The 449-nt window shown below is 62.4% G+C and carries 1 protein-coding gene; it reads right to left on the reverse strand.

All coding sequences use genetic code 11. The annotated features are described in order from the left end of the window. Positions 1-27: 27 nt before the first annotated feature. Positions 28-449: CorA family divalent cation transporter (locus tag AACY49_RS31030; protein WP_339528145.1), on the reverse strand; the 422-nt coding region annotated here is incomplete at its 5' end.

Genomic DNA, 449 nt, shown 5'->3' on the forward strand with positions numbered 1-449 from the left:
GTTAAGCTTGACGCGAGGTATCCGGCCCTACAGCCACTTCTTCCACTTGAAGATCCAGTAGGGAACGATGGCGGCGGCGAGCATCATCAGGAGCGCCATCGGATAGCCGTGCGCCCATTCCAGTTCCGGCATCATCTTGAAGTTCATGCCGTAGATCGAGGCGATCAGCGTCGGCGGCATCAGGACCACCGCCATCACCAGGAAGACCAGGATGATGGAGATCTTCGGGAAGATCAGGATGCCGAAGGCGTTGAGCTCGGAGACCAGCACCGCCGCGACGAAGGCGCCGACGATGCTGCCGAGGCCGCCGATCACGACCACGACGAAGACCTCGACGATGATGCGCAAGTCCATGGCGTGATGCACGGCATCGCGCGGGATCTGCAGCGCGCCGCCGAGCGCGGCGAGGAAGACGCCGACGGCGAACACGGAGGTGAACAGCCATTTCT

Source organism: Pseudomonas sp. EL_65y_Pfl2_R96 (assembly GCF_963970905.1).
In the GTDB taxonomy this organism is placed as follows: Bacteria; Pseudomonadota; Gammaproteobacteria; order Pseudomonadales; family Pseudomonadaceae; genus Aquipseudomonas.